This is a genomic window from Microbispora sp. H13382 (assembly GCF_014161445.1).
Lineage (GTDB): Bacteria > Actinomycetota > Actinomycetes > Streptosporangiales > Streptosporangiaceae > Microbispora.
The window spans coordinates 39,275-59,400 of sequence record NZ_JABBXA010000027.1 but is presented as its reverse complement, the minus strand read 5'-3'; the positions used below and the strand labels follow the sequence as shown (position 1 = coordinate 59,400).

General features: G+C 71.3%; 19 protein-coding genes, 1 tRNA gene and 1 pseudogene. 10 read left to right on the top strand and 11 right to left on the bottom strand.

Annotated features, from left to right (window positions below):
- Positions 1 to 25: 25 nt before the first annotated feature.
- On the bottom strand, positions 26 to 1,078 hold the full coding sequence (locus HHX41_RS35915) for a serine hydrolase domain-containing protein (protein ID WP_220504733.1): 1,053 nt from the start codon (positions 1,076 to 1,078) through the stop codon (positions 26 to 28).
- Positions 1,079 to 1,429: 351 nt separating this feature from the next.
- On the opposite strand from HHX41_RS35915, the gene HHX41_RS35910 reads away from it, so the two are divergent.
- Entirely contained in the window at positions 1,430 to 3,226 is a 1,797-nt protein-coding gene (locus HHX41_RS35910; protein ID WP_182909514.1) for an ABC transporter ATP-binding protein, read from the top strand.
- 197 nt (positions 3,227 to 3,423) lie between these two features.
- Positions 3,424 to 4,137: an AfsR/SARP family transcriptional regulator gene (locus HHX41_RS35905; protein ID WP_249350309.1), complete on the top strand. Its 714-nt coding sequence runs from the start codon at positions 3,424 to 3,426 to the stop codon at positions 4,135 to 4,137.
- A 12-nt stretch (positions 4,138 to 4,149) separates the two neighbouring features.
- Here the strand turns inward: HHX41_RS35905 and HHX41_RS35900 are convergent, their stop codons facing one another.
- The 6 genes from HHX41_RS35900 to HHX41_RS35875 form a co-directional block, all read right to left on the bottom strand.
- A complete protein-coding gene (locus HHX41_RS35900) occupies positions 4,150 to 4,863 on the bottom strand; it encodes an ABC transporter ATP-binding protein (protein WP_182909513.1) in 714 nt (237 codons plus the stop codon).
- Between the two features lie 10 nt (positions 4,864 to 4,873).
- Positions 4,874 to 5,428 (bottom strand): TlpA disulfide reductase family protein, encoded by a 555-nt coding sequence (locus HHX41_RS35895; RefSeq protein ID WP_169983783.1) that lies wholly within the window; start codon positions 5,426 to 5,428, stop codon positions 4,874 to 4,876.
- Positions 5,429 to 5,445: 17 nt separating this feature from the next.
- Positions 5,446 to 5,955, bottom strand: coding sequence for a MauE/DoxX family redox-associated membrane protein (locus HHX41_RS35890; protein WP_169983782.1), 510 nt, complete (start codon positions 5,953 to 5,955; stop codon positions 5,446 to 5,448).
- 8 nt (positions 5,956 to 5,963) lie between these two features.
- A complete protein-coding gene (locus HHX41_RS35885) occupies positions 5,964 to 8,810 on the bottom strand; it encodes an ABC transporter permease (protein ID WP_182909512.1) in 2,847 nt (948 codons plus the stop codon).
- 29 nt (positions 8,811 to 8,839) lie between these two features.
- The gene (locus HHX41_RS35880; RefSeq protein ID WP_182909511.1) at positions 8,840 to 9,277 is read right to left on the bottom strand and encodes a S26 family signal peptidase; all 438 of its coding nucleotides are present in this window, start codon (positions 9,275 to 9,277) and stop codon (positions 8,840 to 8,842) included.
- Positions 9,278 to 9,381: 104 nt separating this feature from the next.
- Positions 9,382 to 9,546, bottom strand: coding sequence for a hypothetical protein (locus tag HHX41_RS35875; protein ID WP_169983780.1), 165 nt, complete (start codon positions 9,544 to 9,546; stop codon positions 9,382 to 9,384).
- Positions 9,547 to 9,719: 173 nt separating this feature from the next.
- Here HHX41_RS35875 and HHX41_RS42515 point away from each other — a divergent pair, with 173 nt between their 5' ends.
- The 4 genes and pseudogenes from HHX41_RS42515 (at position 9,720) to HHX41_RS35860 (ending at position 12,076) form a co-directional block, all read left to right on the top strand.
- Positions 9,720 to 9,890 (top strand): mechanosensitive ion channel family protein, encoded by a 171-nt coding sequence (locus HHX41_RS42515; protein WP_396795697.1) that lies wholly within the window; start codon positions 9,720 to 9,722, stop codon positions 9,888 to 9,890.
- A gap of 282 nt (positions 9,891 to 10,172) precedes the next feature.
- Positions 10,173 to 10,490, top strand: a complete 318-nt coding sequence (locus HHX41_RS35870) for a hypothetical protein (RefSeq protein WP_182909510.1) — start codon at positions 10,173 to 10,175, stop codon at positions 10,488 to 10,490.
- Between the two features lie 462 nt (positions 10,491 to 10,952).
- Positions 10,953 to 11,126 (top strand): annotated as a pseudogene (locus HHX41_RS42510) (cytochrome P450); the annotation flags it as partial.
- 371 nt (positions 11,127 to 11,497) lie between these two features.
- Positions 11,498 to 12,076: a methyltransferase gene (locus tag HHX41_RS35860; RefSeq protein ID WP_182909509.1), complete on the top strand. Its 579-nt coding sequence runs from the start codon at positions 11,498 to 11,500 to the stop codon at positions 12,074 to 12,076.
- A 22-nt stretch (positions 12,077 to 12,098) separates the two neighbouring features.
- Here the strand turns inward: HHX41_RS35860 and HHX41_RS35855 are convergent, their stop codons facing one another.
- Positions 12,099 to 13,007 (bottom strand): oxidoreductase, encoded by a 909-nt coding sequence (locus HHX41_RS35855; RefSeq protein WP_182909508.1) that lies wholly within the window; start codon positions 13,005 to 13,007, stop codon positions 12,099 to 12,101.
- A gap of 65 nt (positions 13,008 to 13,072) precedes the next feature.
- Here HHX41_RS35855 and HHX41_RS35850 point away from each other — a divergent pair, with 65 nt between their 5' ends.
- A complete protein-coding gene (locus HHX41_RS35850) occupies positions 13,073 to 13,657 on the top strand; it encodes a TetR/AcrR family transcriptional regulator (RefSeq protein WP_182909507.1) in 585 nt (194 codons plus the stop codon).
- Here the strand turns inward: HHX41_RS35850 and HHX41_RS35845 are convergent.
- Complete coding sequence (locus HHX41_RS35845; protein WP_182909506.1) at positions 13,654 to 13,959, bottom strand: hypothetical protein; 306 nt, start codon at positions 13,957 to 13,959, stop codon at positions 13,654 to 13,656. The genes HHX41_RS35850 and HHX41_RS35845 overlap by 4 nt on opposite strands.
- A 318-nt stretch (positions 13,960 to 14,277) precedes the next feature.
- Positions 14,278 to 14,354: transfer RNA gene (locus HHX41_RS35840), tRNA-Thr, on the bottom strand.
- A gap of 424 nt (positions 14,355 to 14,778) precedes the next feature.
- On the opposite strand from HHX41_RS35840, the gene HHX41_RS35835 reads away from it, so the two are divergent.
- Positions 14,779 to 16,308 (top strand): alpha/beta hydrolase, encoded by a 1,530-nt coding sequence (locus tag HHX41_RS35835; protein ID WP_182909505.1) that lies wholly within the window; start codon positions 14,779 to 14,781, stop codon positions 16,306 to 16,308.
- Positions 16,309 to 16,314: 6 nt separating this feature from the next.
- On the opposite strand, the gene HHX41_RS35830 is transcribed toward HHX41_RS35835, so the two are convergent.
- On the bottom strand, positions 16,315 to 17,259 hold the full coding sequence (locus HHX41_RS35830; RefSeq protein ID WP_169983776.1) for a Gfo/Idh/MocA family protein: 945 nt from the start codon (positions 17,257 to 17,259) through the stop codon (positions 16,315 to 16,317).
- 70 nt (positions 17,260 to 17,329) lie between these two features.
- Between HHX41_RS35830 and HHX41_RS35825 the strand changes: the two genes are divergently transcribed.
- Together HHX41_RS35825 and HHX41_RS35820 are read left to right on the top strand one after the other, a co-directional pair.
- On the top strand, positions 17,330 to 18,022 hold the full coding sequence (locus HHX41_RS35825) for an OmpA family protein (protein ID WP_182909504.1): 693 nt from the start codon (positions 17,330 to 17,332) through the stop codon (positions 18,020 to 18,022).
- 291 nt (positions 18,023 to 18,313) lie between these two features.
- Positions 18,314 to 20,104, top strand: coding sequence for a family 43 glycosylhydrolase (locus HHX41_RS35820; RefSeq protein WP_310742331.1), 1,791 nt, complete (start codon positions 18,314 to 18,316; stop codon positions 20,102 to 20,104).
- Positions 20,105 to 20,126: the final 22 nt, after the last annotated feature.

Sequence of the window (20,126 nt, the reverse complement as noted above, 5' to 3'; positions counted from 1 at the left end):
GCGACGCAGGGCCGCCGGTCCCGGTTCAGTCGGAAATCGGGCCGAGCCCGAGAACGGCGCGCAGAGCGTTCTCCAGGTCGGTGGCGCGATCGAAATCGCCGGCATGGCCGGTGAGGAAGGCGAAGGTGTAGCCGGCGGCCCCGGCGTAGTTGCCGCCCAGGCCGCCCATGCCGTATTCGTCGCCGTCGATGCCGAAGCCCAGCCCCCAGGTCGCCTGCGTCCCGAGAACCGCGTCCACCCCCGAGCATTGGGCGGTGGTGGCCTCGGCGAGCAGGCCGGCCGACAGCAGCCGCGGCAACGCGGCGTAGAACCCGGCGGCCGCACGGGCGGTGCCGTGGCCGTTGACAGCGGGGATCTCGGCGGCCCGCCAGGCGGCGGAGTTGACCACAGCCGGGTCCTGGGCACCGGGCGGGTTGCCGATGGCCCGCCGGTAGAGGTCGGGCCTGCCGTCCAGCGCGGCGGCCCGGTAGGCCGCGGTCAAGCCGGTCAGTTCGATCGCCCGTGCCTGTTCTGCGGGGCCGAGGCCGATGTGGAAGTCCAGCTCGTGCGGGCCGCAGATCTCCTCGGCGAGGAAGCGGCCGAGCGTCCGCCCGTCCGTGCGCCGGACCAGTTCGCCGAGCAGGTGCCCGTAGAACAGCGCCGACTCGCCGTGCGCGGTGCCCGGCTCCCACGACGGCTCCTGCGCGGCGAGAAGCGCGCACATCCGGTCCCAGTCGTAGAAGGTCTCGGTGGGCACCGGTCGGTCCAGCGCCACCACGCCCGCCTGGTGCGACAGGACATGCCGTACGGTCGCCGGCGCGGTGAACTCGGGCCAGTAGCGCCGCATCGGAGCGTCCAGCTCCAGCACGCCCCGGTCCACGAGGAGCAACACGCAGACCGCCGCGAACGGTTTGGTCACGGAGTACGGCATGACGATGCTGTCGCGGGACCAGCCGGGCCCGCCCCACAGGTCGACCACCCAGCGGCCGTCCAGCCGCGCGGCGACCGCCGCCCCCGCTCCTGGGGCCTGCCGCTTCAGCACATCCGCGAAAACGTCCCGTACCTGCTCGAAACCAGGTTCAACCGTTCCATCGATCACGGCCACCCACCCTAGGAAGGCAGCTCAGCCAGAGGCAACCGGCGTTCGGTACCGAGAGCGTTGTGACGCTGGGGCAGTCGGCGGCTCGATGCCCGTGGCCGTAGGGGCGGCTCGGCCGAACAGCGGCCACCCGCGATGGCGTTGTGCCGGGAATGTACGACTCCTATACGCGGCGCCCCTAATCTGCGAGAAGACCGGCAGGCCAGGATGCCCACGTCACGGGCGTGGTCCTCCCGGTCCCGCGACCCCGGGTCCCCGATCGAAAAGGGCTGGCGGCATGCCGTTCCCCGTCACCGCGCCACCGGCGTCCGCGTTCGCCGCCGCGACCCGCGATGCGGAAGGCCGCGCGCGATGAGGGACGCGCTCGGTCTCGCCTGGCAGGCCGGCCGGTCCCGCCTGGTCCTGTTCGCCGCGCTCACCGTCCTCGCCGCCGCGGTCCCACTCGCCGTCGCCTGGCTGACCAAGGTGACGCTGGACCTGATCGCGCACGGCGACGCCACGATCGCCCTGGTGGTCACGCTGGGGACCGCCCTGGCGGTGTGCGGAGCGGGCGCCGCGGCGGTTCCCGCGATCACGCACTACCTGCGCGAGGAGACCGGGCGGCGGGTGAGCCGGATCGCCCAGGACCGCCTGTTCCTGGCCACGGAACGCTTCGTCGGTCTGGCCCGGTTCGAGGATCCCGCCTTCCTCGACCGGCTGCAGCTGGCCCAGCGGCACGGCGGGGCCACTCCCGCCCTGCTCGTCGCCGCTCTCCTCGGGATCGCCAGGAGCGCCCTGGTCGGGGTGGGTTTCGTGGCCTCGCTCGCGGCGGTCAGCCCGTGGATGGCCGTCCTCGTGCTCGGCTCCGCCGCCCCCATGCTCCTGGCCGAGTTGTGGCTGTCCCGGCGGCGGGCGACCATGCTGTGGGACATAGGCCCGCATGAGCGGCGGGAGATCTTCTTCCGTGAGCTCCTCGTCAACGTGCGGGCCGCCAAGGAGATCCGGCTGTTCGGCATCGCCGGCCACCTGCGCCGGCTCATGATGGACCAGCGCCGGGCCGCGGACGCGGAACGCCGTCGTACCGACCGGCGCGAGCTGGCCGTGCAGACCTGCACCGGTCTCGCGGGCGCGCTGGCGGCCGGGGCCGGGCTGCTGTGGGCGCTGGTGGGCACCCTGGACGGCGGCCGGACGATCGGCGACGTCTCGATGTTCGTCGCCGCCGTCGCGGGGGTGCAGGGCTCGGTCACGGGCCTGGTGACCGAGGTGGCCCAGGCGCATCAGCACCTCCGGCTGTTCTCCCACCACCTCGCGGTGACGTCCGACCGTCCCGACCTCCCGGTCGCGGCGAGGCCACGGCCCGTCCCCGCGCTGAGGCGGGGCATCGAGTTCCGGGACGTGTGGTTCCGTTACTCCCCCGAACAGGACTGGGCGCTGCGCGGGATCAGCTTCGACATCCCGTACGGCGGGGCCCTCGGCCTCGTGGGCAGGAACGGGGCGGGCAAGAGCACAGTGGTGAAACTGCTGTGCCGGATGTACGACCCGGAGCGCGGCGCGATCCTGTGGGACGGGGTCGACCTGCGCGACATGGCGCCGGACGAGCTGAGGCGCCGCGTCGGCGTGGTCTTCCAGGACTACATGGAATACGACCTGACCGTGGCGGACAACATCGGATTGAGCGATCTCGCCGTGCTGGGCGATCGAGACCGGATCGTCGCGGCGGCACGTGCGGCGGGCGCCGACTCGTTCGCCGAGAAGCTCCCCCGCGCCTACGACACCCTGTTGTCGCGCATCTTCCTCGACGGGGACGGCGGCGAGCACGGTGTCCACCTGTCCGGCGGGCAGTGGCAGCGCCTGGCCCTCGCCCGGGCGTACCTGCGCGGCGAACGCGACCTGCTCATCCTGGACGAACCCAGCTCCGGGCTGGACGCCGAGGCGGAACACGAGATCCACACCGGCCTGCGCGAGCACCGGGCCGGACGCACCAGCGTGCTGATCTCCCACCGGCTCAGCGCGGTGCGGGACGCGGACCTGCTCGTCGTCCTGGACCGGGGACAGGTGGTGGAGCAGGGGACGCACGAGGCGCTCGTGGACGCCGGCGGCGTCTACGCGCGGCTGTTCACCCTCCAGGCGCGGGGCTACCAGTTCTCCGAGCCGGGGCATCGGGACTGACCATCAGCTATGCCGGATATGTCCTTTACTTGAAATACATTCTGTCGGAGTTTATATTTTCTGCGATTGCCCGAAAGTTTCCGGGGGCTTACGGGGTCTTCATGGGGTTTGAGTTCCGGTTATTGGGTCCACTCGAAATTCTCAATGGGGCACAACCGATTTCGCTGACCGCCCATAAGCCCCGGGCGCTGCTCGTGATGCTGCTGCTGAACTCCGGAAAGCTGGTGCTGTGGCACCGGCTGCTGGAAGAACTGTGGGACGGCGCCCAGCCCGCTTCGGCGATGTCCAACCTGCGGACGTACGCGACCGAACTGCGCCGGGTCGTCTTCGACGGCGGGCCGCAGCTCGTCTCGGACCCCGACGGCCTCCGGCTGCAGGTCGACAGGGAACAGATCGACGTCGACGTCTTCGCCGACCTGTGCGCCCGGGCCAGGAACGACCAGATGAACGGCGACCTGCCGGCCGCCTCCTCGGCGTACGAGCGCGCGCTCCACATGTGGCGCGGGCCCGCGCTGACCGGGCTGCGCCGCGGGCCCATCCTCACCGCCACCGCGACCGCGCTGGACGAACGCCGCATCGGAGTGCTGGAGGACTGGTTCGACGTCCGGCTCGACCTGACCGCCACCGACCGGTGCAGCGGGTCCGCCCTCGCCGCCGACCTGCGCGGGCACCTCGCCGAGCACCAGGTGCGCGAGCGCCCGCACCGGCAGCTCATGGTCACGCTGTACCGGCTCGGCGACGTCGCCGGCGCGCTCCAGGCGTGCGCCGGCGCCCGTGAGGTGCTCCGGCGCTCGCTGGGACTCGATCCGGACGACCGCGTCGAGTGGCTCCAGGCCGCCATCCTCCGGCGCGACCCCGGCCTGCTCCGCCCGGGCGTCCAGAACAGAACAGGCGACGCGCTTCGGCTTTGAGCCCCCGAACGGTCAGCGCGCGGTGTCGTCGACGATCCGGCCGTCCCGGATGCGGATGATCCGATCGCAGTACGCGGCCACCCCGTCGTCGTGGGTGGCGACCAGCAGGGTCAGCCCCTGCTCGGCGACCAGGCGGTCGACCAGCTCCATCACCTCCCGGCCGGTGGCCGAGTCGAGGTTCCCCGTGGGCTCGTCGGCCAGGATCAGCCGAGGGTCGCCGATCAGCGCACGCGCGACCGCGACCCGCTGCTGCTGCCCGCCGGACAGCTGCGACGGCACGGCGTGCGCCCGGTCCAGCAGGCCCACGGCGGCGAGCAGCTGCCGGGCCCGTTCCGTACGGTCGAAGTCCACCCGGCGGGGCAGCACCGGGGCGAGGACGTTGTCCAGGACGGTGAGCGCGGGCAGCAGGTGGAACCGCTGGAAGACGAAGCCGACGCTGCGACGGTAGACCGACAGCTCACGGCGGCCGAGCGCGGTCACCTCCCGGTCCCCGACCGTGATCGTGCCGCCGTCCACCCGTTCCATGCCGCCGATCAGGTGGAGCAGGGTGGACTTGCCGGAGCCCGAAGCACCCACCACGGCGACCCGCTGCCCCGCCGGCACGTGCAGCGACACGTCGTCGGCGGCGACGATCCGGCCGTCTCCCTGACCGAAACGCTTGGTCAGTCCCCTGATCGTCACCTCGACACCGCGCCGGGTGCCGGTCGTACGCGCCTCCACCTTCACCTCTCCGTCCTCACTCCGCCCTCGCGGCGGGTTCCGGGAGCCGGTCCACTCCCGTGGCCACGGCCGCGACGCGCCCGTCCGCGTCCAGCACGCACATCGCCGGGAAGCCCCGTACGCCGAAGGCCCGCTGGACCGGGCCCTGATCCGGCTCGACCAGCACCCGCGCGACCGGATCGAACAGCGCGACCAGCTCGCCCACATCGTCCCGCGACCCGACCACGACCACCAGCGCCCGGTCGCGGCCCAGGGACCGCGCGCGTTCCGCGAAGGGCGACGCCTGCGCGCGGCACGGAGCACAGGTCGGCGTGAAGAACCCGAGCATCATGCCGCCGGTCAGGGAGTCCCTGTCCAGGTGTTCACCACCGGTCGTCGTGACCTCGCCGAAGTCCTCCGGCGCCGACCCGGGTCCGGTCATGACCTCCTCCGGATTCGACGGCAGGACGGCCCGCAGGGTCGCGAGTTCACGGTCCTGCCGGGCCAGGCGCCGGACGACGCCGTACGTGAACACCAGGTTGAGCACCGCCACGAGTCCCACGAGCACGAGGGCCGCGACCACGTATCCCACAACGCACCTCCGCACATTCAGTTCACTGGGCCGAACAGGTCGGCGACGTCGTCGAAGCGGATGACCAGGGCCGCCGCGAGCAGCGCGACCCCGGTGGCCAGCAGGACGCCGGGGCCGCCGATCCCGGCGCCGCCCGGCAGCACCGCCGCGGCCAGGCCCAGCGCGGCCACGCCGAGCAGGGCGAGATTGCGCACCACGTGCCGCGTGCCGAGGTCCGCCTCGCCGCCGCCGAAGCACCGGCACCGTACGGCGAGGCCCCGGCGGAGCACCACGACCACACCCGCCGTGAGCACGGCGACCGCTCCGGCCGCCAGCGCGAACCCCGCCGGCGGGGCCACGGCGACCAGCGCAGGGACCAACGCCTCGGCGGCGCACAGGGCCGCGGCCGGCCAGGTGCCGCCTCCGGTCAGCGGCTCGATCGACCGGCGGAACCGCCGGAACGCCTCACGGGAGGCCAGCTTGCTCACCGCCGACCAGCCGAAGACCACGGCGAGCAGGATCTGGCAGCCGAGTTCCACGTGCCTCATCGACGGCCTCAGTCCTCTGCCAGCACGGCGGCGAGCGGCAGGCGGCGCATGAGCTGCGCGGGGACGGCGGCGGCCAGCACCGCGAACGCGGTTCCGGCCGCGGCGACCGGGAGCGTGGCGCTCACGGTCGCCCAGGTGAGGCCGCCCAGGAACGCGGCCAGCACGCCGAGGCCGAGACCGGCCCCGAGCACCGCGCCGGTCAGACCGAGCAGCGCGCCCTCGGTGACGATCAGGCGGCCGAGCTCCCCGTCGGACCACCCGCACGCGCGCAGCGCGGCCAGCTCGCCGCTGCGTTCCCGGACGCTCAGGTAGAGAGCGTCCGCGATGGCGAACACGCCGAGCACCACCGTGGTGACGGCGGCGGCCAGATCGACCCCGCGTACCTGAAACGAGACGGCGTCGCCCAGCAGCGTGCCCTGGGCCTCGCCGTGGAACCGCCAGGTGATCACCAGCAATGTGGACACCGCCGCCACTCCGGCCGCGAGCGCCAGCACGCCGACCAGGCTGCGGGTCGGGACCCGGACCAGGTTGCCCACCGCCATGCCGTACACCGTCCGGGCCCGGCGTGCCCGGGTGCGGGTGACCACGGGGGGACGTATCGCCGCCATCGGGTGCGCCCGCCCGGCGCGCAGCGCGGGCACCAGCCCGCCGAGCAGCGCGATCCCGCAGGCGACCGGTACGGCCAGCAGCGCGTGTCCCGGGCTCACCTCGATGCCGGTGGCGGCGGCCAGCGGCAGGGACACGGCGGCGCCCAGGATCCCGGCGACCAGGCCGACCAGCACCACCTCCCCCAGCACCAGCGCGGCCAGCCGCCCGGCCGGCCAGCCCAGACAGCCGAGGACGGCCAGCTCGCGCCGCCGCACCCGGACCGACGCGGCCACCGCGTTGCCCAGGAACAGCACGCACACCACGAGGATGAGGCCGAACAGCAGCGCGCTCTTCTGGTCGACGGCCCTGGTCAGCGCGACCGCCACGCCCTTGGTCGTCCAGTTCTCCAGCAGCCGCAGCCCGGGGCGGCCGAACGAGCCGGCGGGCAGCTCGACCGGGCGCGGGGCCGGGGAGGAGCCGATGGTGATGTCCACCTCGAGCCCGGTCGTGGTGGCGATCTTCTCGGCGACCGCGCGGATCCGCTCCTGGGACAGATCGTCCAGCCCGGTGACCCCGGCGACCCGCACCCGGATCGCGGAGACCGGCGCCTCCTGCGCCGGGTCGTCGCCGCGGATGAGCATGGGCAGCGCGGTCAGCGTCGTCAGGAGCTGGGGCGGGGTGGCCAGGTAACCGCCGGGGTTGCCGTTGGGCAGCAGCGGGCGGCTCCCCAGCGCCGCCCGCGCGGCCTGGTCCGCGCCGGTCGCGCTCGCCGGCTGGTACGTCTCCAGCGGCACCGCGGACAACGCGGAGAACTCGGTCAGCCCGGCCGCGTCGAATCTGCCCACCACCTGCGGGAACGCGTATATGGATACGCCACCGGGGCCGGCCAGTTCGCGTTTGGTCAACGGCCGGAGCGCCCGATCGTGCGCGAACAACGGGGCCGAGGTGTCCACGAGGGAGTTCTCCTGCCGCCACACCTCGTCGAGGTCGACGGTGACGGGATCCGGCTTCAGCGCCCCCTCTCCGCCCCCATAGCGCGGGCGGCCGGACTGGATGACGCGGTCCACGTTGAGCCACGTGTCGCCGGGGTCGGTGATCGGGCGCTCGCTGACCTGCCGGTAGACGCTCTCCGCGTCGACGCGCACGGTCGACGTGCGCCGGGCCGGCACCGTCCGTAGCCGCTTCCACAGCTCATCGCCACGCAGGCTCGCGATGTCCGGCGGCCGGTCCAGCCGGGAGACTCCGGCGGTCAGCTGCTCGTCGATGTGCGCGGTCGACGAGAGCAGCATGGGAACATCGGCGAACAGCGCCCACTTGGTCGGCGTCGGGCCGTCGTTCGCGCGCAGGTAACGCCCGGTGACCACGGCGCGATCCAGCCCGACCAGTTCCGCCTCCTGCACGGGATCGACGGCCGCCAGCAACAGCGGCACGGGCCAGCTGACGGGGAGCGTCAGGCGCGGCAGCCGTACCTGCCTGGGGATGATCCCACCGCCCGCGTCGCCGAGCTGGGTGCGGAAACCGCCGTCCGGCAGCATCTGGTAGACGTCCACGCGGGACCGGTCCGCCGCCGTGAGGTAGGTGCGTCCGGGCTCTCGCTTGCGCGCGGTGGGACAGATCGGCCGGATCCGTCCGTCCGGGAGGACTTCGGCCGCAGGGTAGCCGGACGACATCCCCGGGCGGTCACATACCGCGTCGTCCACTCGCACCTTCCGGCCCTCGTAGCGGTAGCCGGCGAAGTCCACGAAGTTCGCCTTGCTCGTCGTGAACCGCGGCCACAGCACGGGGTTGCGGGTCACGTACACGTACCTGTCACCCGGGTCGTCGATCGTCGACAGTCCCCGGTCGCTGGTCCAGGTCCTGTCCACCTTGAGCAACTGCTGTCGTGCCCCTCGGTCGAGCTGCTCCGTGAGGTCGATCTCGGCGGTCGCCGTCACGTCGACGTACCCCACCATCGCCACCGGAGCGGCCACCTCGACGCCGGGCAGCGTGAGTATCCGCCGCCACTGGTCGAGCGTGATGCCGCCGAACTGGCCGGACAGGAAGTTCGGGCGCACCTGCCCGTGCGTGAGCTCCTGCGCGTCCCGGCTCCCCTTGGGCCGCACCAGCACGTCGTACGTGCTCCGGTAGTTGTCGTCCACGGTCCCGGTCACGCGCAGGCGTGAGGTCTCCACCGAGCCGGTGAGCAGGGTGAACCCGCTCGTGGCCAGTAACACGCCGAGCAGCATCGTCATCGAGCGCACCGGCTGGCGGCGTAACTGGCCGATCATCAGCCTCAGCATTAATCCCCATCAGACGGTCACATTCGCCGGATCACAACACCCAGCAGACGCTCTCCTGCGACGTACCCGTAAAGGCGGGAGTCCCGGCTCACCGCCGGGTTGTCCCCGAGCACCACCAGCCGGTCTGCGGGGACGGACGTGGTCCCCCCGGCCAGCACGGGCACGCGCATCTCGGGGACCGGGTCTCCGGGAACGGCTATCGCCCGTTTCACCACCCACACCGTGCGGGGGCCGTCGCTGTCCGCCGCCCCGGCAGGCACCGGCACGGGAGGCGCGTCGATCACGTCGGCGAAGACGACCAGGTCGTCGGGGCGGACCGCCGTCACACCGCGTCGCCGCACCAGCACCCGGTCACCGTCCCGGAGCGTGGGCTGCATGCTCCTGCCCCGTACGGTCACCACGACGAAGGCCCGGCGCATCCCCAAAGTCACCGCCGCCAGCGCGAGGGCCGTCATCGCCGGAACGGTGAGCAGAAGCGACAACCGCCATCCCCCTCGTGTGCCGCCGGACCCGATGGTCGCACCGGGTCCGGCTCGGTCACCCGGTCACGCGCCGCCCGTCAGCAGCCGGCGTGCGCGTAGTAGGTGCAGCGGCCGCAGTAGTAGAGATAGATGTCGCCGCCGACGCACTTGCAGTAGCCCTCCCACCCGCAGGCGCGGGCTTCGGCGTGCGGGACCACCTTGTCGACCATCCTGTCGGCGGCCCGTCTGATCAGCGCTCTCATGACCACTTCCTTTCACCGGACGTGATTGACCCCGATCGTAAAGAGCGGGGGTTCAGCGGGGATACAGGCTCCGTACAGCGCGCGGCCTTGCGGCGGTCGCCGAAGAACGAGTCATATTCCTCGACACCTCGCCGGCGATTGTTCTACAGATAGACAGGAGGCGAGGAGGACGGATGGGCGCGACGTTGTGGGCGGAGAGCGTCAAGGCAGTTCCCAACCTGGTTGTCGCCCTGTTAACCCTCGCCCTTGGATGGTTCGTGGGCAGGTGTCGTCACGCAGTTCGTCACGCGGAGACGCTTTGCCGAATGCGACCTCATCGCGCGGGTCAGATCGCCGAGATCTGATCTGTCCTGACGGCTGACCTGCGGGGACTGCCCAGCTCATGCGCTGAGGTGGGCTTTCAGCGTTCGCCGCTCTTCATCATTTCGCGCTGCTTTTCGCGCTCATGTGCCCTGGCGGTGCCCGCCAGATACAACGCCCACCCTCGCAGGGTGACGGGATGACCCTGCCCCGCCCAACCTGAGTCGCCCCGGCTTCGGTGGAGACCAGACCCTGGGTCGGTACTTCCGCTCTGAGGGCCGAGATGGAATGATCCTTCTTTGCATCGGTGATTAGAAGGATCAGGTATGTCCAGCAGAGCGATCGCGTTCATCGCATTCATCGCCTTACTGTTTATTGGTGCCGGTGTGCTTGCTGGTGTGATGCCCCTCACCGAAGGCGGCTCGGAGTGCGGTTCGGCCTTCGTCTCGCCCTCACTTGCCGCCGGCCAGGACCATGTGAACGAGTGCGAGGATGTTCGCAATCTGGTTCAGATCCCAACGACGATTTTGCTGGCCGTCGGCGGTGTGTTGCTACTCGCGGCCTTCTTCTTGGATGTCCGTTCGACTGTGGAGAGACATCGAAGAGAAGAGGAGCAGCAAAGCGCAGCACCGGGGGATTCGTGAACCACCGCTGCACCCCAGCCAAAGTAGACTCCCCGGGAGCTGCGGCACAGCTTCGTCTCGCTACTCTCGGACAACGGCATCCGCTCGAAGAGATCTCACGGTTGGTCGGGCACAGCAGCACGGCCGCCACCGAGTTAGCGACGCGTAGCGCCATATAGGGACGACCGCGTCAACGGCCTCCACCCGGAGTGTGACGGCCCTCGCGTGCGGCGTGCCGGTCGGCGATCCGTTCCATGGCCCGGGCCATTCGCTCGGCACGCTCTTGCCCGACCTCGCGTATGAAATCCCTCAGCGACCGCAGCGCCGCCTTCGGCGCTGTGAAGGTCGTAGGTCGCAACGAGATCGCCACCACCGTTCCCGTACAGGAGGCGCTGCGGTACAACGGCCCGGTCGGGCACTCCCGGCCGCTGTACGTCCTGGCCGACGTGGAGATCGGCGGGACCGTGATCCCCCGGCGGGGACGTGGTCGTGCCGGTGCTGCTGGCGGCCAACCGCGATCCGGCCGTCTTCCCCCGGCCGGACGTCTTCGACATCGGCCGCAGCCCGAACCGGCATCTGGGCTTCGGCCACGGCGCGCACTTCTGCCTCGGCGCGGCGCTGGCGCGGCTGCAGGCCGCGGCCGCGATCGGAGCGCTGGTGCGCCGTTTCCCCGAGATCGCACTCGCGGTCGATCCCGCCGACCTGGAGTGGACGCCCGGCCTCTTCCTGCACGGCACCTGCCCCGCACCTGTCAGAGCCCCCGGAAGGAGCAGGCCCATGAGTGACCTACCGCGAGGACTCGCGGGGCAGGCGAACCTGTCCCGGATGGCCTTCGGCTACGCCACCTCGCAGATCCTCTACGCGGCCGTCCGGCTCGGCCTGCCCGGATCTGCTCGCGGAGGAGGCCGTACGGGGGTCGCGCGGCTCGCGGAGCGCACCGGGTCGGACCCCGGCGCGCTGCACCGGTTGCGTGGCAGGCGTGGGGGGGCGCTGACCCCACAGCGTTCCGCCACCCGGAACTGTCGGCGGTGTTCAACAGGGCGATGCGCGAGGGCACCGAACGGATCGCGCCCGCGCTCCCCAAGGCGTACGAACTTCACCGGCGCGCAGACCGTGGTCGAGGTCGGCGGCGGCAACGGCACGCTGCTCGCGGCGGGCTGGCGGCCGCGCCGGGCCTCAAGGGGATCCTGTTCGACACCGCCGAGGGGGTCGCCGGCGCCGACGAGGAGTTCCGGCGGGCGGGCCTGTCCGACCGGTGCGTCATCGAGACCGGCGACTTCTTCGAGGCCGTGCCCGGGGGCGACGTCATGCTGGTCAAGGGCGTCCTGCACGACTGGAACGACCGGCGCTGTGTCGTCCTGCTGCGTGCCTGCCGCCGGTCGATCGCGGCGGACGGACGCCTGCTCGTGCTGGAGCCGGTGATGCCGTCCGGCCTCGGCACGCCGGAGGCGGCCGGTGCCGTCATGAGCGACATCGCGATGCTCGTCTATACCGGCGGCAGGACCGAGTTCCGGGACCTGCTCGCCGCGGCCGGGTTCGACCTGACCGAGGTCACACCGCCGCTCGGCGGTTCGGCGATCCGGATCCTCGTCGCGCGCCCCGCCTGAGCTCCCCGGTCAAGCTTCCGGCTCAGGGCCGCGCTGCCGGCCCGGTCGGGTGCAGCGGGAACGTGACGCCGGTCAGCTCCTCGGAGACCGTCCACAAGCGCCGGGCGAGTGCGCCGTTCCGGGCGGCCCTCGACCGGCCGACGAGCTTCGGCGCCCCGCGCCCAAGGAACCCGCCCGGTCCGGCGTAGCCGCCGCCCGGAACGTCCGCCACCGCCGCGTAGAGCGTGGGCAGCGCCCCGTCGTCAACGCTCTGCGCCAGGCCGTTGATGACGGCCGTACGGAGTCGGCGCAGCGGGGACCGCCCGTCGTCGAGGTGCCCGAGTAGGTTCGTGGCCGCCACGCCGGGGTGCGCGGCGGTCGCTAGCACCGGCGATCCGGCCTCGGTGAGGCGGCGGTGCAGCTCCGCGGTGAACAGCAGGTTCGCCAGTTTCGACTGCGCGTACGCGGGGAGCGCCCGGTAGGGCTTGCCCTTCCAGTTGAGGTCGTCGAAGTCGATCCGGCCCGTCCGGTGCGCGCCGGAGGAGACGGTGACCACCCGCCCCCGGATACGCGGCAGCAGCAGGTTCGTGAGCGCGAAGTGCCCGAGGTGGTTGGTGCCGAACTGCAGCTCGAAACCGTCGGCGGTGCGCCCGAGCGGCGGGATCATCAGGCCCGCGTTGTTGATCAGCACGTCGATCGGCTCGGTGAAGCCGTCGGCGAACGCGCGGACCGAGGCGAGGTCGGCGAGGTCGAGCCGCCGCACGGCGACGTCGCCCGTCATGGTCCCGGCGGCGGCGTGGCCCTTGGCGGGGTCGCGGACGGCGAGCACGACGCGGGCGCCCCTGGCGGCGAGCGCCTGGGCGGCGGCCCTGCCGATGCCGCTGTTCGCGCCGGTGACGACGACGGTGCGACCGGTCATGGCGGGGATCCGGTCGGCAGTGAATGTTGTCATGGAAAACAAAGTAGGCACTGACAACAAAGATGTCAACGACAACATCTCAAGCTACGATGACGTGCATGCCCGCGTACCACCACGGAAACCTTCGCGCGACGCTGCTCGCCGCCGCCGAGCGCAGCCTGCGCCGGGACGGAGCGGACCGGCTCTCGCTGCGCGATCTGGCCCGTGAGGCGGGCGTCAGCCACGCCGCGCCCCGTCGGCACTTCCCGGACCGTCAGGCGCTGCTGGACGCGCTCGCCGAGTCCGGGTTCGCCCGGCTCGACCAGGAGCTGCGCGCGGCGCTCGCCGCGGCGGGGGAGGAGTTCGGGCCGCGCCTGCACGCAACGGCGGTGGCCTACCTGCGGTTCGCGACCGAGGACAGCGCGCTGCTGGAGCTGATGTTCACCCGCAAGCACCGCGAGGGCGCCGACCGGCTCGTCGCGGCCGCCGCCGAGCCGCTCGGGCTGATGCCCGGCCTGATCGCACAGGGGCAGGCGCAGGGCGTGCTGGAGCCCGGCGACCCGCAGCGCGTGGGGATCGTGCTGTTCGCGACGTTGCAGGGCATCGCCACGCTGGTCAACGGCGGCCTGATGGCGCCGGAACTGCTCGACGGCATCGTGGAGATCGCTGTTGACCAGTTCATCCGGGGATCCCGACGCCGTTAGCGCCTCAAGGCGGTCCCGGGAACGCGACCCGTCACGGCGACGCGAGAGCGCAGCCACGCGGCCAGGCCGGGATACTGCCCGATGGCCTCCTCGCTGGCGAGGAGAGGCTCCGGCCGCCCGGTCAGCACCCGGGCGATCTCCGATCTGTCCGTCTCGGTGTGATCGGCGAGCAACGTCTGGGCGCCGAAGAGCCCGGCGGCGATCCGTGGGCTGCTCAGCTTCGCCTGCGCCAGGCGGGTGCGGATCTCGCGTTCGAAGGCGTTCGGCTCGCGTCGCGGTGCGTCGTCGCGACCGGTCCCCACACCGGTGCCTTCAGCGCTTTCACAGGGTCGCCCCAGTCGGGACCGTACGGGACCTGCACCGTAAGGAAGGGCGCGTCACATGGCCGACAGTAGAACAGCGTCACCTGGTGCGGCTCGCCGTCGTCATCCTGGTAACAGACTGAGCGCTCTTTTTTAGCTGACGCAGGTCTTCCACAACTTGGACACTGGGCCATGAGATACGGCTCATCAGCCATGGTCACCTCCGCGGCGGGGAACCGTCGATGACACAGGCCAAGCGCCCTCAACCCCTGCTGTTAGCAAGAAGCCCCCTGTGATCATCACAGAGGGCTTCTGACCTGGAGCCGCCTAAGGGAATCGAACCCTTGACCCCTTCATTACGAGTGAAGTGCTCTGGCCGACTGAGCTAAGGCGGCACGCCGCGAGCGGCTTCGCACAGTCTACAGGGTCATCGCGGTTCTCGTGCACCCGTCACCGTCCGGAGCGGCGTGCCCCTCGGGGCGGCTCCGGAGCCGGGCAGGTTCCATGGAGACCGGTAAAACTTCCCCAGCCGTCCGACGGCCCTCCCTTTACCGTACGACCAGCGGAAACGGGGCGTACCAGACGCATCTGTCACGGGAGAAGCGCCCTGTCCCGCCTGACGACGCCGACGGGCCGCCAGACATTTGACCTCATCCTTCGCCACCGTGGCCGGTACGTCACCGCCCGTCCTCCGCAGGCGGCATGCTGGTCCTCGTCACGCAGGCGACGGCAGGGGAAACGACGGGTATGCGATCGGCCGGGCAGAAAGCGAAGGTCACACCGTCTCGTACGCGGTACGGCGGCGGTCCGAGCCGGCGAATGGCGGTCGCGGCGCTGGCCGCGCTGCTGCCGTTCACGGCGTGCTCCACCCACACACCGGCCACCTCCGATCAGCCGAGCACGGGCGCGCAGGCGCAGCCGCCGGTCGAGGCCCCCACGGCGGAGCTGCGGCCGTTCTACGCCCAGCGGCCCGCCTGGCGCGACTGCGGTGACGGCTTCCAGTGCGCCAAGATCCAGGTGCCCCTCGACTACGAGAAGCCCACCGGCGAGCGCATCGACCTCGGCGTGATCCGCCTGCCGGCCACCGGCAAGCGCGCCGGCTCCCTGCTGATCAACCCCGGCGGGCCCGGAGGCTCGGGCATCTCGTACGCGCGAGCGGCCCGGTCCGTGGTCAGCGACAGGGTGCGGGCCCAGTACGACGTCGTGGGGTTCGACCCCCGCGGCGTGGGCGAGTCGACCCCCGTCACATGCATGACCGCCTCCCAGCTCGACGCGTACATCGGGATGGACTCGAGCCCGGACACGCCGGCGGAGGTCACGGCGCTCGACAAGGCGTCCAAGGAGTTCGCCGACAGCTGCGGCGCCAAGGCGGCCCGGCTTCTCCCCCACGTCGGCACGGCCGACGCGGCCAGGGACATGGACGTCCTGCGCGGCGTCCTCGGCGACCCGGGTCTCACCTATCTGGGCAAGTCGTACGGCACCTTCCTCGGCGCGATGTACGCCGACCTGTTCCCCAAGCGCGTGCGGGCGCTCGTGCTCGACGGCGCGGTCGATCCGGCAGTGCCGTCGCTGAAGTCCAACGAGGTGCAGGCCAAGGGCTTCGAGGTGGCGCTGCGGGCCTTCGTCGAAGACTGCCTCCTCAGCCGTTCCTGCCCGTTCAAGAGCCGTACGGTGGACGGCGCGTTGCAGGAGATCAGCGACCTGCTGGTGAAGGCCGACCGGCAGCCGTTGAAGAACGTCCTCGGCGACGGCCGGAAGGTCAACGAGGCGTGGACGGTGATCGGCATCGCCACCCCGCTGTACGAGCGGGCGGCCTGGCCCCGGCTGCGGGAGGCCCTGGGCAAGGCGATCAACGAGGGCGACGGGACCGACCTGCTCCAGATGGCCGACCTGCTGGTCGACCGGCAGCCCAACGGCTCGTACTCGAACCAGACCGAGGCGAACATGGCCGTCAACTGCGTGGACCACCCTTACCCGAAGGCGCTCGACGCGTACCGGCGGGCCGCGGGTGAGGCCGCCAAGGCGGCGCCGCACTTCGGGCCGTTCGTGATGTGGGGCTCGCTGCCCTGCGCCTACTGGCCCGCGAAGTCGGTCGGCGCCGACAAGCCGCTCAAGGCCGAGGGCGCGCCGCCGATCCTCGTCGTCGGCACCCTGCGCGACCCCGCCACGCCGTACGAGTGGGCGCAGGGGCTCGCCAAGGAGCTGACCTCTGGCGTGCTCCTGGGGTACGACGGCGACGGGCACACGGCCTACCGCAGCGGCTCCGCCTGCGTGGACAGCGCGGTCGACGACTACCTGCTCGCGCTGCGCTCGCCCAAGAACGGCACGGTCTGCCCGAAGACGGGCTGAGCCCCCTCAGGGCCTCGAATGGTGCAGCTCGGTGATCTTCGCGGTCGTGTCGAAGCCGAGCACGGGATCGGGGGCGCCGGACAGCAGGCTCTCGTACAGCGGCCGGTGCCGCGCCGTCTTCCTGGGCGTGCGGCCGTCGTGGCCGTACGCCGCGAGCAGGGTGCCCGCCTGTGCGGCGAAGCCGGTGTTCGCCGTGTGGTCGATGACCACCTCGACGTCGGTCTCGCCGAGGGTGAGCGTCGTCCCCTTGCTGCTCTCGCCCGTGAGCCAGCTCGATCGCAGCGAGGCCAGGCCGGTCCTGCCCCGGGAGCGGAACTCGCACGTGGCCCAGGCGCTCGCGCCGCCGTCCATCTCGCGGAGTGAGGTCAGCGCGGCCGGTTCGGCGAAGCGGGCGAGCATGCTGAGCTGGTTCACCCCCGAGTCCGTCCAGCTCGACACGTAGGACGCGAAGGCCTGCTCGCCCCGCAGGACGTACGGGTCGTAGAAGGCCGAGGTGACCCGGGTGATCGGGCCCCACTCGGGATGCCCGGCGATCTGCTCGGCCGCCCAGCGGACCTCTGGCGCGAACGCGAAGTGGTGCGCGGTGAACACCCGGCCGCGTACGTCGGTCTTCCCGTCCAGTTCGCGGAGCCGGGCGAGCGCGGCGAGGTCGTGCACGAGCGGCTTCTCCACCAGCACCGTCGCCGACGACAGCGTCAGCGCCCGCACCGTCAGGTCCAGATGGGTCCGCGTCGGGGTGGCGATCACGAGCAGGTCCGGCTGGTGGGCGTCCAGCGCCTCGTCGAGGTCGGGGTAGTGCGCCGGCGTGGTCTCGCGGAACGCGGGCGGCTCGGTGACCTTGGGGTCGACGGTGAACTCCAGGGCGACCTCGGGCCGCTGCTCGAGCACCGCGAAGTGGCTGCGGGAGGTGATCCCTAGCCCGACGAACCCGACCCTGACCCGATCACCCATGAAGGTCGTCCTCCTCGCTCGACGCGGTCAACCGTACAGGTGAGTACAGATCCGTCCTCAACTCCTTAACATGGCGCTGTCCCTGCGGCGTGCGCAGGCCGTACGCGGGGAGCTGGCGGCCCGCCTCGGCGGGGCGTACCGATACCGCACGACGGGCAGGGGCGAGACCGAGCCCGTCGCCCGGGAGGGCGGGGTGAACGACGAGGAGGCGCGCGCCAGGAACCGGCGCGTCGAGATCTCCTACCGGATCAGGCAGCGGACCGGCGGCCCCGCGTCCGCGGGAGCCGGCGAGACCGGCGCCGCCGGGGGACGGCCGGCTCCGTTCCACGCCGAGGACGGCGAGACCGTCACCAGCCGGACCTCCACCGGGCGACCGTCCGGTCAGCGGCTCCGCATCGACGTGAAGCCCTTCTACCGCGACGGCGCCTATCTCGTCGCGGTGTTCGACATCGTCAACCTCGGCCCGGGCGACCTCGGCGCCGGGACGGGATACGGAGGGGACGTCGCCTACATCGGCGGCTGGTACACCGCCTTCTCCGTCGTCGATCCGGCGTCGCGCACCGTCTACCGCGCCGTGCGGATGGGACCGGACGATCCGCGGGGCCCCGACGACTACGTGGACCCGGGCTGGGCGACGTTCAACGTCAAGCCGGGCACGGGCAACCGCGGCTTCTTCTACGTGCCGGCACCGCCGCCGGGCGTCACGAGCGTGACCTTCGACGCCGGCCCCTTCGGCAGGATCGACGACGTCCCCGTACGTTAACTCCGTCAGAGGGTGAAAGTTTCACATTCCAGCGGGGATCGGCGACTCGCCCGCCGGGGATCCGGAGCCAGCTCAGCGCCACTGCGCGGATCGGCGCTCGCACGCCCCGCACAGGCCCGCACAGGTTCGCGACCTTGACCGTCCCCCGCGCCTGAGGTTGGCTCCGCCGCATGACCACGGTCGCCCACCATGAATTGTTAACGCTCACATTTCGATGAGACGTTAACGCTCACATGAGGGTGTCGACGGCCCGGCGTGCACGGTGAGCGACCATCACATCCGGAGGCGCATGTGAGATACGCGTTTTCACTGTCCAGGCGCACCGCGACCTGGATTGTGGGCCTGCTGTGCATGCTGGCGTTGCTCCCGGCCACCGCGGCCAGGGCGGACAACCCGATAATCCAGACCATCTACACCGCCGACCCGGCGCCGCTCGTCCACAACGGCCGGGTCTACCTCTACACCGGCCACGACGAGGACGGCTCGACGTGGTTCACGATGAACGAATGGCGGGTCTGGTCGTCGGCCGACATGGTGAACTGGACCGACCACGGCTCGCCGCTGAGCGTCGCCAGCTTCAGCTGGGCGAAATCCGACGCGTGGGCGGGCCAGACCATCTACAGGAACGGCAAGTTCTACTGGTACGTCCCCACGACCAGCCGGGCGAGCGGCAGGATGGCCATCGGTGTGGCCGTCTCCGACAGCCCCACCGGCCCCTTCAAGGATGCCCTCGGGCGCCCGCTGGTGGAGAACGGCGAGATCGACCCCACCGTCTTCATCGACGACAACGGTCAGGCCTACCTCTACTGGGGCAACCCGAACCTGTGGTACGTCAAGCTGAACAGCGACATGATCTCCTACTCCGGCAGCCCGACGAAGGTCAACCTCACGACCGCCGGGTTCGGCACCCGCACCGGTGACGCCAGCCGCCCGACTCTGTACGAGGAGGGACCCTGGGTCTACAAGCGGGGCAGCCTGTACTACAACGTGTTCGCGGCGAAGTGCTGCTCGGAGTTCATCGCCTACTCGACGGCCCCCAGCGCCACCGGGCCGTGGACCTACCGGGGCACGGTCATGCCCACGCAGGGCGGCAGCTTCACCAACCACCCGGGGATCGTCGACTTCAACGGCGGATCGTACTTCTTCTACCACAACGGCGCGCTGCCGGGCGGCGGCGGTTTCACCCGCTCAGTGGCCGTGGAGAAGTTCAGCTACAACGCCGACGGCACGATCCCGACGATCAACATGACCACGACCGGGGCGCCCCAGATCGGCACGCTGGACCCGTACGTCCGGCAGGAGGCCGAGACCATCGCCTGGGAGTCCGGCGTCGAGACCGAGCCGTCCAACGAGGGTGGCATGAACGTCGGGTTCATCGACAACGGCGACTACATCAAGGTCAAGGGCGTCGCCTTCGGCACCGGCGCCAGCTCCTTCAGCGCGCGGGTCGCCTCGGGAGCCAGTGGCGGAAAGATCGAGCTACGGCGGGACGGCGTCAGCGGCACGCTCATGGGGACGTGCGACGTCCCGGGCACCGGCGGCTGGCAGACCTGGACGACCGTCTCCTGCCCGGTCACCGGCGCGACCGGCACCCACGACCTGTATCTCAGGTTCACCGGCGGGAGCGGCTACCTGATGAACGTGAACTGGTGGCAGTTCAGCGGCAGCGGGCCGACGTCCTCGCCCTCTCCGACTCCCCCGGCTTCGCCCTCGCCCACACCGCCGACTTCGCCGTCGCCGTCGCCGACTCCCCCGGCTTCACCGTCGCCCAGCCCGTCGCCGGCCGGCGGCGCCTGCAGCGCGACCTACCGCACCACCAACTCGTGGGGCGGCGGCTTCCAGGGCGAGGTCACGGTGACGGCCGGCGGTTCGCCGATCAACGGCTGGACCGTCAAGTGGAACCTGAGCAACGGCCAGACCATCAGCCAGGTCTGGAACGGCACGCTGAGCACCAGCGGCTCGGCCGTGTCTGTGAAGAACGTCTCCTACAACGGCTCGCTGGGGGCCTCCGCCTCGACGACCTTCGGTTTCACCGCCGGAGGCACGCCGTCGACGCCGTCCCTCACCTGCACGAGTCCGTGAGCACGACAGCGGGAGACCGCTG

Coding starts and splice junctions, on each gene's coding strand:
- HHX41_RS35910 (WP_182909514.1), top strand. CDS start 1,430: ATGAGGGACGCGCTCGGTCTCGCCTGGCAGGCCGGCCGGTCCCGCCTG.
- HHX41_RS35905 (WP_249350309.1), top strand. CDS start 3,424: ATGCTGCTGCTGAACTCCGGAAAGCTGGTGCTGTGGCACCGGCTGCTG.
- HHX41_RS35890 (WP_169983782.1), bottom strand. CDS start 5,955: ATGAGGCACGTGGAACTCGGCTGCCAGATCCTGCTCGCCGTGGTCTTC.
- HHX41_RS35885 (WP_182909512.1), bottom strand. CDS start 8,810: ATGATCGGCCAGTTACGCCGCCAGCCGGTGCGCTCGATGACGATGCTG.
- HHX41_RS35880 (WP_182909511.1), bottom strand. CDS start 9,277: ATGACGGCCCTCGCGCTGGCGGCGGTGACTTTGGGGATGCGCCGGGCC.
- HHX41_RS35875 (WP_169983780.1), bottom strand. CDS start 9,546: ATGAGAGCGCTGATCAGACGGGCCGCCGACAGGATGGTCGACAAGGTG.
- HHX41_RS42515 (WP_396795697.1), top strand. CDS start 9,720: ATGGGCGCGACGTTGTGGGCGGAGAGCGTCAAGGCAGTTCCCAACCTG.
- HHX41_RS35870 (WP_182909510.1), top strand. CDS start 10,173: ATGTCCAGCAGAGCGATCGCGTTCATCGCATTCATCGCCTTACTGTTT.
- HHX41_RS35855 (WP_182909508.1), bottom strand. CDS start 13,007: ATGACAACATTCACTGCCGACCGGATCCCCGCCATGACCGGTCGCACC.
- HHX41_RS35850 (WP_182909507.1), top strand. CDS start 13,073: ATGCCCGCGTACCACCACGGAAACCTTCGCGCGACGCTGCTCGCCGCC.
- HHX41_RS35835 (WP_182909505.1), top strand. CDS start 14,779: ATGGCGGTCGCGGCGCTGGCCGCGCTGCTGCCGTTCACGGCGTGCTCC.
- HHX41_RS35830 (WP_169983776.1), bottom strand. CDS start 17,259: ATGGGTGATCGGGTCAGGGTCGGGTTCGTCGGGCTAGGGATCACCTCC.
- HHX41_RS35825 (WP_182909504.1), top strand. CDS start 17,330: ATGGCGCTGTCCCTGCGGCGTGCGCAGGCCGTACGCGGGGAGCTGGCG.